Genomic DNA, 14079 nt, shown 5'->3' with positions numbered 1-14079 from the left:
AATCTTTAACATCTTGCCATCCCTCAGCCCCGCATAGCGCTGCGCACAAAGTCGCTAACCCCTTTTTATCTCAGACATCTCATGCACCCTATTCTTTACTCGACCTAGGATCTTTTAGGGGGTTAAAAGGATCTAAACCCCCTTCTTCATTAACCTTATCTTAAATTGTTTACCATCCAAGGCATTCCCTTATTATTTCTCTTTTTTCAAATATTTATTTTTATGAGGGGGCCCTGATACGCTACAGAATAGCAATACTTATTTTAGAACAAGCTGAAGAAAATTGGCTCTTATGAAAAATAAATGGATAACAGAGGATTCATAACACTCATATCGATCTTTCCAGTTATCAAGTAAAAACGTTACTTGGAAGCATTTTATAGCCCCTGGCTGTTTTATTAGCCATCTGAATCATAGAATTTAATCTTTTCAGAATACTATCAAGATCATTACCTAACGTTGTGTATTCTATTATTCTTGCTTTTAAGTCTAGGCTGTATTGTTTTTTACCATCTTTTGGAAATTATAACACACCTAATCCCATGTTCAAACTAATTGATTATAGGTGAAGACTTGTTTTATACCTGAACCTTAGCCGTTTTAACCAATCCCGTGCACCACGAGAATTGCTTCTAAATTCATCAGTACCATTCTTTGCTCTGATATCCGGTTGGTGCTTTTACATATTAAATAAAATATTGGTCACTCTATAAATGGTATAGTGTCTATACATAGGTAGAGAATGTCCTTGGTTTTTGTAACGTAAATGCCATCTCTTGTTGTAATTTTGTTTATACCAAAACCTATGAATGATTTTTTTTGACTGTTACTTGCTTTGACAAAGTTTATGACTTCTAACTATGAATCATTATAAAAAATACCGCGTCAATTGAAGAATTTGTAGAACCTCTTATCTGTTTAGCGTGAGCTCATTATTTTTCAATGAGATTAAGGTCAGGAGAATAAGGAGGTAAGTAAAGTATGACCAGCCTCCTTAATTATTTTCTGCATAGCTTTACCTTGACGGAAAGCAGAATTATTCATGACACTACCTCTTTTGTCTGGGATATTGATTAGAAACATTGCTTCTACCCAACACATCAATACCTCTACAGAACCCGTAAGCAATTCAATGGGCCCTGAAGTACAGCCCATTAAAGTACCTAGAGCATTTGTTCTACTTTTAGCACCCCAATCCTGTTTTCCGTAACAACGCTGCGCTTTTATAGAATACCCATGAGTACTTGACATATCATGAGCAACCCCACGTTCATCAACTTTACTGTTTAATTTATCACGCTTTTAGCACAATAAAGATCTTTTTTCTGGATCCGTCTTTGGAGGATTTAAGGGTTTGTTTATAGAAAACTCAAAAACATCTCAGAGCTTTCAAAATTCCAACAGCGCTAACTCCAAAGCGCTCCGCTCGCTCTGGCTGATAGGAATTAGGAGATCCATAGTGATATCGTGTTCTAAACAGTCCACGTCTATTGTGCTGGCTTTCTTAGAGTGAATGAATTTCGGTTCTAAACGCCTACTCCCTCTATAATCTGCTTACCCACTCCAAAATACCTACCAGAGTCCTTATAGCTCACCCCTTTTTTCTTTTTAATGCCTAAACCTTTACGACGAAAATCCAATGAATACGATATCTTAAATTACTGTACACATTACAAACAAACTCATAGTGTAGCTGGTTTAGTACATAATCGATTCATAGCCCCCATCACGCGTCTTGCACTATGAATTTTTTTTATTATTAGGTAGAAGAACGTTGAATCAAAGCGCCCAAACCCGACTTCATTATAGTGTTATGCTTTATTCCGTAACGCTTAGAAAACAAGAGCGCTCATCGCATCTGTTGGATGCAACAAAAAATAATATTTCTACCCCCTTAACCCGATCTAAATCTTATAGGGAAATTCTGGACTACTATGAAACGATGCATTAAGAATAAAATTACAGAATTCACTACACTTTTTTCATCAATAGGTTTAGGCCATTTCACTAACGTTATTGCATGATAGGAAAATTTGTTCTGAAATGGTTATAGCCTAAAAAAAGTATTGCCAACAAAAGTTTTGATAAACCTCTTCTACAAAGGACTTGTCCCTTTCATTTTTTAGATATTTTACATAATGCAAGCCAACAAAATTTGGATTGGCACTGCTGGGCTAGCTAAAAATTAGGGAATAATATGGACCAAATATTTCAACGAATGAAGCCTAATTAAGTTGGTTTCCGCACTGCTAGAGTAAGCATGTTTTATTCAAAATACCAATGGTTTGACTGCTGTCATCTCTGAATATTCTATTTTTATTTTCCAAGCTTTTGAGCGGTTGTTTTGAAAATTTCCAAAACAACGATAACTCCCTTCGTGAAATTTTATCTTGTTTTGTACAGTTATTTAAATATTTTAGGGAAAACTAATAAATATTTCTAAAAAATATCATCAAAAAGTTCAGAAAATTAAAGAATAATCATTGTTTTAACTGAATTTACTCTAGAACACTGGGCCAGATGAAAAAAAATTTTTAATTTAAAATGATATACTTCTGAGACTAAGGGCTGTTCTAAACAGATAAAGTTTAAGATTTCTCTTTTTTCTTAAGAAGAGATAAGATAAACTGTGTCGCGCTTTTTATTTCTTGACGTGCCGTAATATGCGCTAAAGTAGTTAATCCTTCTCGATCTAGAACAGTCAATCCGTAGGGGAAAAGTTCTCGAAAAATACTCCGGTCTCCTACGCTGGGACCAATATAAAATCCCACACGAGGGGCTAGACTTTTTAAAATTTTTTCTAAATGGATCTGCGTGCGAGAAATTTGGCTACTCATACGATTGCGTAACACTACCCATTCCAAGGGTTCTTGAGTTTGAGAGGCTTTGGTCAAGCGCTGCTCCCACACCATATGAGCGTAACTTCCCAAAGGAAGTGTATGATGGGATTGCTCTTGAATTTCGCTAATGTTCACAAATAAATCTAAATCTAAGGGACTTTCTGTGACTGGACTGATGAGAATACGAGCACGTTGATGCACATATCTTCCTACAGGAGTATCACTTCCTTGGGTATCAATAACAATAATATCAAAATGTTCACAACGTTGTAAAAGTTCATCCAACGCTGTTGTTGCCAAGGCAGTGCTGGTGTACGCACTAGGACGAAATCGTATAATTTCAGGAATAGGAAAAGAGAGATTTTTTTGTCTGCAATACTGCTTACGATTCTCAATACTACGAAACAGCGTTCCTTGATCTCCATCCGCATCAAGACAAGCTACGCTTAGCTTTTCATGCATACACTGAAGCGCAAAATGCAACGCAAGGGTAGATTTTCCAACCCCCCCCTTTGCATTACCCCACACGATGATGGAAGGCTTTTTTTCTACGTGCATCTAAGCCTCAAACCTAGAACCCTTCCTGTAAATAATATACCAAATTCCAGCCATCAGCAAACTAATTGTCAGGATAATAAGACTTCCCAGAGCATTAATTTGGGGAGTATATCCAATTTTAAGATAGGAAAATATAACTAAAGGAAGTGTTGTGTATCCAGGACCAGACGTAAAGCTTGCTAAAACAACATCATCAAAAGAAAGAATGAACGCTAACAGCCAACCCGAAGCTAAGGCTGGCATCAGTAAGGGGAGCTTTATTCTTAGAAAAACTTTATAGGGACGAGCTCCTAGGTCCATGGCAGCTTCGCTAAGGGCAGGATCAATACTGACAATACGAGACCGCACCACTGCAGTAACGTAGGCAGTTCCCAAAGTGGCGTGAGCAACAAAAATACTCCAAAATCCTCGGGTAAGTTGAGGAAAAATTTTCATAACCGCCACCCAAAACAACAGTAACGCTAGACCCATAACAATTTCAGGAATGACCAGAGGAAGACTGGCAATCCAAACAAGCTGGTGGTGAGTATGTTTATTCTTGATCCACTGACTGGCACATAACGTCCCTAATATAGTAGCAAGGGTTGCAGAAAGTGCAGCAATTTTTATGCTCACAATACACCCTCGCATCAATAACGAATTTTGAAATAATGCTTTATACCATTTTAAAGACCACCCTCCCCAACTCATAGTACTTAAGCTATTAAAAGAATACAAAAACGTAATAAAAATAGGAAGATATAAAAATAAAAAACCAAAACAAAAAATTCCTGTTAAAATCTTACTATTTTTTAGCACAACATAAAAATGTTTAATTCATATAGGATCATCATAACAATAATTTATGATAAGTCATAGCCACCGCATAAAAAATGATAGATATAATATTTTTCTAAATATGAGTATTGCCAAGAAGTTTTTATAATATTTTTAATATTTGTTCTGTATAATTTTTTATAGAAATTCTAAATAAATTAAATCTGATGAAAAATTTTGTTTGCTTCTTTTTTGGATTCTTATATGTTTCTTGGGCACCGTTAGGAATAGCCTCCTTACTCTATGATGATGATTTATTTCAAGAACATAGTACTGACTCTGATCCTAAAAAAGAAAAAAAGATTCCAGTGTTTCCATCGTTGTCCCAAGATCAGCTTTCTAAGATCGTTTTGGGCTTAATATCTTCTCCCCATACGCGAGGCGTTTTCTCCCTTTCCACTACGAATACAGAACGCGAGGAGCCTAAATCCAAGCAAATTGATAAACCTAAATTCGAAAAAAAAGAATCTGAGAAAATTCAAAAAAAACTTTCCAAATTAATTTCTCACCTTATGTCTTCTCCAAGTCCTTTCCCTTCTGTGACATCTATAGATCTAGCCCCTCAAGAATCTATAGAACACGTTCCCCCGCCCCTAGAACCGATGCAACCTTTTCTCCCCCCTATTAGTACAGGGAAAGATCAAGAAAAGACAGAAGAAAAAATCCCTCTTTCTTGGGAAGAACGTCTTGCTAAGCTAGAAACAAAGTATCAAAATTTAGAAAACCAACTGACAGAATGTCACCGCTAATTTTTTGACCAAACAGTAAGAGGGGTACTTAGCCCTCTTAAAAAAGTATTCAACACTGGTTACGTAAAATTAATAAAATTTTGTTATGATGAATAGTATAAAAAAAATACATGATGAACATGAATCATTATCCAGTACTACTTTTATTCATTTTATTCGCTATATACACTCCTTTAGAAGCGAGAGCGGAATTTTTTTCTAATATATTTCACAGAACAAAAAATAAATCGCAAGAAGCGTCGAAAAAGAGACGATTACAAGTGGGAAAGCCCGAAGATTTTATAAATCTTTATAAAAGACAAATAGAAGACTATACCTTATGTCACAAAGATATCTTTAATGTAATTTCTATTTTTAAAAAAAAAGTAAAGAACGGCGGTCCCACAGAGTTAACTAATGAAGAAAAAGAAACAATTCGTAAACCATCAGAAAGCTGTAAGTTTATTGTTCCAAACGAAACAGATAGTTTAGAAAATTATAGTATCAAATAAGTGTTCTATATTCTGGCCAAAATACCTTGACTTGATTATAATGAATAGAAAAGTATCGTCCTTGGATTTTTCCAAGACTAATTCGCTCGATCTTCTCCGAAAAGTTTTAAAAGTACCAGACAAAGAAATACTCATTATGAGGGTTCCAAGGGGGTTACAGTGGGTCTGGAGAGCACTATAGGCTGGTCCAAGCTTTAATTCAAGACGACGCATAGTGAACCTTCTACAAAAACAAAAAAGATAGCCCTAAAAAAACAGAGAGAGAATTTTCTCTGATGCGTCTCAATATGGTGGTCTGAAAGCCAGAAAATTTATCGTTGGATATACTCTGAAACGTCTTAAAACCACCTATGCCCTAAACCATCCCAACCCCAAAAACGTCGTGTCTAGAATTGTACAAGCGGTGATCAAGAGTTAATTTATTAAGCGGTGTACAAGGTGTTTTTGCGGAATCACTGTTCCGCCCCATAATCATGCCTATCGTTTAAAACATCACTAAATCAGTGACGATTGAGGCTGTTAGCTTGTATCGCTGTGTCAAAAAATCATCTAACACTTATCGTCTGAAACAAATGAGGCTTTAAAGACAATGGCCTGCTGACAAAATTAAAGCTTATTCACGATCACAACTTCCACTGCGTCACCAGCGATCACATTGCTTGATTCACGCTGGCTCATCCGTTCATCGGTGCGATCCATACAAGCCACCCTGCTTCATCACTCCCCTAACAAGAACGGATGATTTAACCCATTTTTTTCTAATATTTCTATTGAACCCTCCTATCCTTGTGCTTTAAGACTAGGTAAGCAAATAAATCTATGGTTGTGTATATTAAAACAAAGCCTAATTAATATGAGTCGAAAAAACTCAAGTGTATATGAAAATTATAACATTATAATTTTGTAAAAGGTATCTTTGTAAAAGACTTGCGATGCAGGCGACTTTATGTAATAATCTAACGCAGATTGAGTAAGCTTTGCTCTATTTAAGCAAGCGTCTTTGCACACAAGGAGAAGTAAACAGCATGACTGCAATGCAGGAAACAGTAAGAGAAGTGTTACGAGGACGTCATCAGCGTGATACATTGGTCAAATATGAAGTCGTCTTGATTATTAACCCTGACTATTCTATGGCTCAGGTTTTAGAGGTTTTTCAAAAATTAGAGTCTCAGGTTCAAAGTAAACACGGAGTAATGGGTCATTCGGAATACTGGGGGTTTCGCACTTTGGCGTATCCCATTCACAAGCGTAATAAAGCTCATTATGTTTACTATATTGCAGAACTTAATAAAAGTTGGGTACAAGAGCTGGAGCGCTTTTTGTCTGTGGAGCTTCATGGAGGAGTTTTTCGTCATTTGATTTTGAGAGTCAATGATAAGTCTTTGGGTACAGAGCCCACCATGCTCCGTCAATCTTCTTTAATGGATGCAGTGAATGGTGCGTCTAAAACCGTTTCTTCCGTTTCTTAGTACACAGTGTTTTGATGAAGAGGAGCCATCATGAATTATATGCGTAAAAAATATATTCGCTCTTTAAAAGAGAGTGAGATAAACTTTAAAAACTTAAAGCTGTTAAATAGGTCTGTCACAGAGGCAGGACGAGTAACCCCTGGACGTTTAATTCGAACAGATCGTAGAATGGTAGATCGAAGAGCGGAGGAGGAGGCGCCTAAAAGAGCCCCCCGAACGCTTTCTAACGCAAAGCGTCAAAAAAGTATTGCTAAGGCTATAAAAATTGCCCGATATCTTGCATTAATTCCTTATAAAAAATAAGTCCTAGAAAGAGATGTAATGCCAAAAGTTTATCAATATCTTGCCACTTCTTTTGTGGTACTATTTTCTGTCGTTTGTTTTTTTGCTCCCTTTTCTTGGTGGACCTTGGGAATACTTTTGGGATTGATATTTCCTTTTTCTATGGTCCTTCTTAATATTCAGTTAGAGATTGCCTGGATTCTCTCTTTTTTTGTGTTCTGTTCTCTGGCATGCGCGCGCTACCCTGTTGAAGTTTTGGTAGGTTATGGTCTGTATTTAGTTGTCCCTTTAATGCTGTTACGTCATCAAAAAGTTTTTGCACGTGAAATACCAGAAGAACTTTTTTTAACATTCTTATCCTATGTTTTAATGACAACTACTTTTTTTGTAAGTCTTTGGTGGCAAGATGTTATCACTCAAGTTCCAGTTCCTTTGCTATTAAAAACGTGGCCTGGAGCTCTAGGGCTGATGGCAGGCTCCGGTGCTGGATTATGGTTTTTAACTGATCCCCGTTCATTAAAACAAGTTGTTTCAGTGACAATGTTCCACTATTGGTTGTTAATTTTGTTTCTTGTATTAGCAGGTGTATTGGAAGATGCGCACGTACTTTTTTCCAATATGGTGTTAAGTTCTATTTTGCCTTTTGTACTGGAAGGATGGGATATTATTCGAAAAATTTGGAAAAATCGCTCTAAAACCGTCTTTTTTATTGCGGGTTGCTGTGCTACCATCAGCGGAGTTCCGTTATTTATTTTGGCACTATATTCAATTTTTAAACCGTGGATCACAACCTTATTAAATCACAAGGAGTAAGATATATATTATGGCAATGAGAAAAGCAAAGAAAACTTCCGTAGTATTATGTACCCATATCCGTAAATTAGGCAATGTGGGAGATATTGTTCAGGTAGCGCCTGGATATCATCGTAACTATTTAGAACCTCAAGGCAAGGCATTCTTTGCTACACCGGAAAAGATTGCAGAAGTTCAGGTGAAGAGTGAAGCACTGAAAGCCCAGGATGAAGCCCGTAGAGTGTTAGCATTGCGTTACGCAAAACTGTTGGAAGAAGTAGAACTTATGTTTTATAAGGAGAGCAATGAAGCGGGTGTGATGTTTGGGTCTGTGAATACCTTGGATATTTGTCATGCAGTGATGGACCATATGAAGACCCACGCTCCAGAGGAAGAGGTTATTATTTCTAAGTCTTCAGTACTTGTAGATAAACCTTTAAAGACATTTGGAGTCCATGAAGTCCCTATGGAGTTGCATCCTCAGGTGGTGGTCAACGTAGGTGTGGTCATTAAACCAAAGTTATTAAATTATTAGATTATTATGGCATCTATATGGGCAGGTGTAGCACATAAAGTTGGATCTTGTTTAGGCTTTTCTTGTCTAAACGTCGCCATCAAAAGCGCTGGATTACCTGTATTTTGGATTGTGTTGATCCAAAATACAGGAGCCTTTTTTTGGGCTTACATATGTTTTGGGTATTCATTAAAGCTTAATATTTTTTCCCCACTTTCTTGTTTACGGGCATTTTTCGCGTTGGCGGGGGTAGTTTTATGGGCCGCTAGCTTGCAGCACCTTTCCTTATTTCAAACCATTTCTATGGGACTTTTTAGTCCATGTGCAACAATCGTGTTGGCAGTATTAGTCTTAGGAGAGTCATTAACCTGGAATCGTGCTGCTGCCATTAGCATCAGTACGTTGGGGGGGGGCTTGATTCAGTACGGAAAAGATTGTTCTAATCTTCCTTGGATAACACCGCCTCAATTCAGTATACTTCCGGTACTTCCATTTTTGGCAACGTTTTGTTTTGCAGCCTCCAATATTTTAGCAAAAAAACTTCTTTCTCGTTCTTCCGTAGAAGATGTAGGATGCTCGCTATTTGTATTAACTGCTTTAGGAGCAGGCGCTTGTATTGGGGTACAGCATTGGTATGGTCTATTTTTAAACGGAAAAATTTTTTTTAATCACTATACGGTGCATGTACAAAGTATTTTATTTTGGAAAGATTGTATCGTTCTGGGAAGTTTAACATTTTTGGCGCATATTTTAATGAATCGTGCGCTTTCTGTTCACCGTGTTCTTTTTTTGCTACCTTTTGGCATCAGCCGTCCTGTGGTGAGCGCGTTTTTAGGGTGGTATTTTTTTAAAGAGGCTTGGCCTAACCCCTGGATGTGGACGGGAAGTATTGCTATGATTATAGCCATTATCTTATTATCTAAAAAGCAGTGAAGCGCTTTGTAAAAATTTTAGGTTTAATTTTCGGGCTAACGGCATGGGGCATGCCGTTACGCTTTGAGGAAGGCAGCGTTGTTTATGATAGTCAGGTAGAGAATTTTTTGAATACTGTGTGTGCTCCTGCTTTTACTATTTTAGGGGGAGCATTACGCTCCAGGGTCCGATTTCATTTGGTTAATAGTGAAACAATCAATGCTTTTGCTGTAAAAAATGGAAACATTTTTATTAACATTGGTGTATTTTTAGCTGCAGATAGACCGGAAGAAGTGATTGGGGTACTGTTTCATGAATTAGGACACGTGGCCTGCGATCATATAACAAAAGCGATAGACTTAATGAAAAGCTTAGAAATGCGTTCTGTGATGTTTCGCGTACTGGCAGGTGTTGCGGCAGGAATGACTGCACTGGCTGCGAGAGATGGACTACAGGATGTATTACCAGGATTTTTTGGAGGAAGTACCCTAATTGATTTAACCGCATTGACAGATATGATGCATTTTAGTCGTGCCCAGGAAGGCGCAGCGGATCAATTTGCTTTAGATCTCTTGAAAACCCTTCGATGGTCTATGGATGGATTAGCAACATTTATGGAAAAATTAGTACGAACGTCTGGGCCAAACACAACACCATTGTATCTTAGGACGCACCCTTGTTCTCTGGATCGATTAACCAGTATTCAGGATGCCCGGAAAAGAAGTAGACCCGCTGTACCCTTAGCCCCTTGGGTATATCACGAATTTTTTAAAATTAAAACAAAACTATTGGCTTGTACTCCACTAAATGGTGGGACTTCTCTTACAAAATTTCGTCACCGATTGGCGGGAATCCCCAAATCGTATCATAGTATTGGAGAAAGTATTTTTTTTCACCGTAGAGGCAAATCAAAAGAAGCCTTAGCAGCGTTAGAACGTTTTGAAAAAATTCACCAAAAAGATGCCTTTACCTGGGAGTTACGAGCGCAAATTTTATTTGAAAGTGGAAATCTTCCTCACGCCCTTAAGGCAATTCATACTGCTTTAACCTTGCGTCCAAAGGATGTGGGAATAAAAACTTATGCAGCAATCATTGCCTTAGACAGCACCGACCCTAAAGAATGGAAACGGAGTGTTGCTTCCCTAGAGGGGGCAGTATTTGGTCCTCAAAAAAATCCTCAGCTGTGGTATTGGCTGGGTATCGCCTTAGGAAAGTTAAATCGGATTGGAGAAATGCACGTGGCTATGGCAGAGTGTGCAATGGGGAAAGGTGCTATAAAAGAAGCTAAACAACATACCCATCTAGCTTTGATCCAATTAAAAAATTTAAAACCTAGTGTTGTAATTCATGCATATACGCAAAAATATTTACTGCGTGCGCGAGACTTAGAGCGCGCACTGAAAGATGTGCTTCTTTCTACTTCTCATGATTAAACGATTAATTATTGCAGGAATGGGTTCCCTTGGCGAGAGTTTGATTTACTTCCTGCAGGAACATTATGAAATTATTGCTATAGATTCCTTGTCCCATAGAGTACAATCACTTCGAAGCCAATACGATATTCAATGCATTCTTGGTAGTGTTTTGGATATAAACCTTTTATCTACATTAGATTTAAAAGAAAGCTGTGCTTTTATTAGTGTGACCGAAAAAGATAGTGTAAATTTAGCAGCTTGTCGATACGTAAAGCAGCAATTTCCCCTGAAATTTGTGGCTGCTCGGTTAAAAGATTTAGACGTATATCTCTTAGCTAAAACTACCTCACTTCAGGAAAGTATTCATCTTTTGTTCAATCCTGAATACGAAGGGATAACCCATGCTCTTCAAGTGCTTCGTTATCCAAATGTGATGCGGCATATATCACTTTTTGAGAAAAAACTTTATGGACTGGTTGTAAAAGTAGAATCTAGGCATCGCATATGTGGTATGAATCTTCACGATATTGAGCACCATCGTACATTAAAAGATACCAAAATAATACAAATTTTTCGTCAAAACACTTTATGTATTTCCCCTAAAAATTTAATCCTTCAAGAAGGGGACAGAGTATGTGTTGTCTATCATTCGATGGCAGGAGTAAAGCGATTTTTTGACGTAACGATGGAAATTCCTGAGTTTCTTGTATACTTTGGGATTAATTCTTTTGCCTACGCTTTGGCTAAAATGGTTTCCCCCCATGAGTTCAAAAAAATATTTTTTATTGATGAGGATCCTGTTCAGTATGAGCCTCTAGCCATGCTTTATCCAGAGCTTTCTTTTTATAAGGGAAGCCCTTTAGATAAAAATCTCTGGAATGATTTAGGAATCCAGGCTAAGAAGAGTGGAGTTTTAGCATTGGGACTAAAGGATGCAGACAATATTCTGGCAGCATTGGTGCATACACATGCTCACCATGTGGTGACCATGGTTCAAAATGCGCCCTACCTTGCCATTGGTCTCCAGATGGGAGTAAAGTCCATTATTCACCCTAATTTTTTGATTCTGGAACACGTAATGACCCACCTTAGTCCAGCGTGTATAGAACGTATTTATATATTAACTGACCTTCTTTCAGAAAATCAAGAACTAACCCTGTTAGTGACAGCGGAATTAATGGAAGATTCTCCCATTCTTCAGGTACGTCCCATAGAGTTGAATGCTATGAATATAAAGATTATTGCCGTATTGCGCAAAAGCAAAGTTTTGTTCAATCCTGACTCGGTTTTTAAGGAAGATCACGTGGTATTTCTGTGCCCTCAATCACACTACACACAACTTTTGAATGTACTGGTTTTGTAAAATTTAAATTTTATTTATTTTTTTTAACTCTACAGGATAGAATGTATCAACAGTTTAAAAAGAGAAAACCATTTGGAGCGAAACGTTAGGCCTATAGACATCGTATAGAATTTTTATAATGGGAAAGCATTGGAATAGCAGCGATTCCACCAGTACTATGGAATTCTTTTACATCAAGGGACTATTTTAAGTTAGGATAAGAAGATTCAGAGTTCATTTAAGAGCCTATTATCATATTCATGAAAGCTTGAGGAATAAAGCACTAACATAATACCTCTAAGATAGTACACAGCCAAGTGAGTCTGCAACTTTGGTTTTACGGAAAAGACACCGAAGTATAGCATTTTCAGTACAATAAGACAGAAGATAATTACCGAGCGACTATTGAGGTTGTGTGAAATTTTCTGAGATTCGCTTAAATTTATGAGAAGAACGCGGTAAAGCCAGAAAAAAAATATAAAAAAACTGAACCATGAAGTTTTACAAAAAGTACCCCACGCTAAACGAGTCAAGATAAGAGGTCAGAACGGAAATAAGTTTTGGCTATGGTGGATAAAAAGCATGTCGACATTGATACCACTGATATCAAAGGGTTTAGGTGTGTCTGCTCTAACCAAGGTATATAGTAATTTAGCTTGAAGATAGGATTTTAAAGAATTAAAGTAAGATCTTATATGATTCCTTACAGTAAGTAATGGTACAGATAATCCATCGTTTCATATTATTCTAGAATGTTTCTATCGGATTCAGATTTGGTGAATGTGGGGCGAGAAAAATCACCCTACACCCAACAGATTCCATCAATTTCTTTTGGGTTATAAAAGTTATAGAATGAGTCATGATCCATAATCAGGCTGGGGTTTAGCGCTTTGATTCAACACTGTTTTCCCCAATGATTCAAAAAATCCGTATGCAAAAATCATTAAAAACCATGGGTGCTATAGAATAATTATTCCAGCGATACTATGAGTTATTTTGAAATATCTACCACACTTATTAGCAAGCAGTGTTTTACCTCTTTGACCTCTCCCTCTGTCTTTGAAAATCGTCATCTTCATATCACTCTCGTCACTCTATACAAGATTTTCAGGCGCTATATGGTTGATTGTTTCTTGATATATGTTTCTTCACAAGTCTCCTCAGATGTAAAAGTTTTTTCATCGCTAAAGTCTAACTTTTTAAGCCTTCTATAGATAGAAACAATTCTTGCTTTTAAATATCCTAACAATCTCTGATCATATTTTATCTTCGTTATTTTCAACATACATTTTTAGTGGATTTGAATCTATGGTTCTTTTTTTCCCTCATCTTCCTTCTTTTTCCTACCGTATCCACCTCTCTAGTTAGGCTACTTCTACTCACCGAAACTATTGTTACGCTCGTCTATTAATCATTACCTAATTTGATATATTTTATTACGCTTTGTTTTAAGTTTAGATGTTTAGTCCCGCCAAGAAATGGTTAGGATTAATTGTAAAATATTCTGGATGAATTGTCCACTGATTTAGAATAAATTGCCAAGGAGTTTTGCTTTTGATGGCTTTAAGTCGTTTAGTGAAGGTATAAGCCATTAGATAGGCATGCAGATGCTGTTTCAGCTCATCATGAGATGCATAATGGAAATTGTTTACAGTTGCCTCTTTAAGCGTTCTGTTCATTCGTTCTACCTGCCCATTAGTCTAAGGATGCTTGATCTTAGTCTTTCTATGCTCTATCTGATGCTCATTGCAAACACGCTCAACGATATGAGTAAAAGCATTTTTATGATGATCATGATTGGTACATTGAATCCCATTATCTGTGAGCACCTTATGTATTTTATAAGGTAGAGCTTTAATAAGGTTACGTAAAAACTCTGCGGCAATCATCTTAGTCTGG

The 14079-nt window shown here is 37.1% G+C and carries 13 protein-coding genes and 1 pseudogene; 10 read left to right on the top strand and 4 right to left on the bottom strand.

Going from position 1 to position 14079, the window contains the following annotated elements; translation table 11 throughout:
- Positions 1–932 precede the first annotated feature (932 nt).
- A complete protein-coding gene (locus HCUR_RS10325) occupies positions 933–983 on the bottom strand; it encodes a hypothetical protein (RefSeq protein ID WP_423751899.1) in 51 nt (16 codons plus the stop codon).
- A 791-nt stretch (positions 984–1774) separates the two neighbouring features.
- Between HCUR_RS10325 and HCUR_RS08805 the strand changes: the two genes are divergently transcribed.
- Complete coding sequence (locus tag HCUR_RS08805) at positions 1775–1951, top strand: hypothetical protein (RefSeq protein ID WP_165780833.1); 177 nt, start codon at positions 1775–1777, stop codon at positions 1949–1951.
- A 637-nt stretch (positions 1952–2588) separates the two neighbouring features.
- On the opposite strand, the gene HCUR_RS06470 is transcribed toward HCUR_RS08805, so the two are convergent.
- Complete coding sequence (locus HCUR_RS06470; RefSeq protein ID WP_104207272.1) at positions 2589–3398, bottom strand: division plane positioning ATPase MipZ; 810 nt, start codon at positions 3396–3398, stop codon at positions 2589–2591.
- A complete protein-coding gene (locus tag HCUR_RS06465; RefSeq protein ID WP_207760966.1) occupies positions 3399–4196 on the bottom strand; it encodes an ABC transporter permease in 798 nt (265 codons plus the stop codon).
- A gap of 185 nt (positions 4197–4381) precedes the next feature.
- Between HCUR_RS06465 and HCUR_RS06460 the strand changes: the two genes are divergently transcribed.
- The 9 genes from HCUR_RS06460 to HCUR_RS06415 all read left to right on the top strand — a co-directional run bounded on the left by HCUR_RS06460 (position 4382) and on the right by HCUR_RS06415 (position 12201).
- On the top strand, positions 4382–4963 hold the full coding sequence (locus HCUR_RS06460; protein ID WP_104207271.1) for a hypothetical protein: 582 nt from the start codon (positions 4382–4384) through the stop codon (positions 4961–4963).
- A 119-nt stretch (positions 4964–5082) separates the two neighbouring features.
- Complete coding sequence (locus HCUR_RS06455; RefSeq protein ID WP_129591961.1) at positions 5083–5454, top strand: hypothetical protein; 372 nt, start codon at positions 5083–5085, stop codon at positions 5452–5454.
- A gap of 1025 nt (positions 5455–6479) precedes the next feature.
- Complete coding sequence (gene rpsF, locus HCUR_RS06445) at positions 6480–6923, top strand: 30S ribosomal protein S6 (RefSeq protein WP_104207268.1); 444 nt, start codon at positions 6480–6482, stop codon at positions 6921–6923.
- A gap of 39 nt (positions 6924–6962) precedes the next feature.
- Complete coding sequence (locus HCUR_RS06440; RefSeq protein ID WP_207760965.1) at positions 6963–7226, top strand: hypothetical protein; 264 nt, start codon at positions 6963–6965, stop codon at positions 7224–7226.
- Positions 7227–7244: 18 nt separating this feature from the next.
- Positions 7245–8018 carry a hypothetical protein gene (locus tag HCUR_RS06435; protein ID WP_104207266.1) on the top strand — a complete coding sequence of 258 codons (774 nt, stop codon included), beginning with the start codon at positions 7245–7247 and terminating at the stop codon, positions 8016–8018.
- Between the two features lie 10 nt (positions 8019–8028).
- The gene (gene rplI / locus HCUR_RS06430; RefSeq protein WP_104207265.1) at positions 8029–8532 is read left to right on the top strand and encodes a 50S ribosomal protein L9; all 504 of its coding nucleotides are present in this window, start codon (positions 8029–8031) and stop codon (positions 8530–8532) included.
- A 6-nt stretch (positions 8533–8538) separates the two neighbouring features.
- Positions 8539–9444, top strand: coding sequence for a DMT family transporter (locus HCUR_RS06425; RefSeq protein WP_104207264.1), 906 nt, complete (start codon positions 8539–8541; stop codon positions 9442–9444).
- Positions 9441–10856, top strand: a complete 1416-nt coding sequence (locus HCUR_RS06420; protein WP_104207263.1) for a M48 family metalloprotease — start codon at positions 9441–9443, stop codon at positions 10854–10856. Before HCUR_RS06425 ends, HCUR_RS06420 begins: the two co-directional genes overlap by 4 nt.
- Complete coding sequence (locus tag HCUR_RS06415) at positions 10849–12201, top strand: NAD-binding protein (protein ID WP_165780832.1); 1353 nt, start codon at positions 10849–10851, stop codon at positions 12199–12201. The genes HCUR_RS06420 and HCUR_RS06415 overlap by 8 nt, the downstream gene beginning before the upstream one ends.
- A gap of 1433 nt (positions 12202–13634) precedes the next feature.
- Here HCUR_RS06415 and HCUR_RS09670 read toward each other — a convergent pair.
- Positions 13635–14079: pseudogene (locus HCUR_RS09670) on the bottom strand (integrase core domain-containing protein); the annotation flags it as partial.

This window comes from Holospora curviuscula (assembly GCF_002930195.1).
Lineage (GTDB): Bacteria > Pseudomonadota > Alphaproteobacteria > Holosporales > Holosporaceae > Holospora > Holospora curviuscula.
This window is presented reverse-complemented; position numbering and strand designations above follow the sequence as displayed.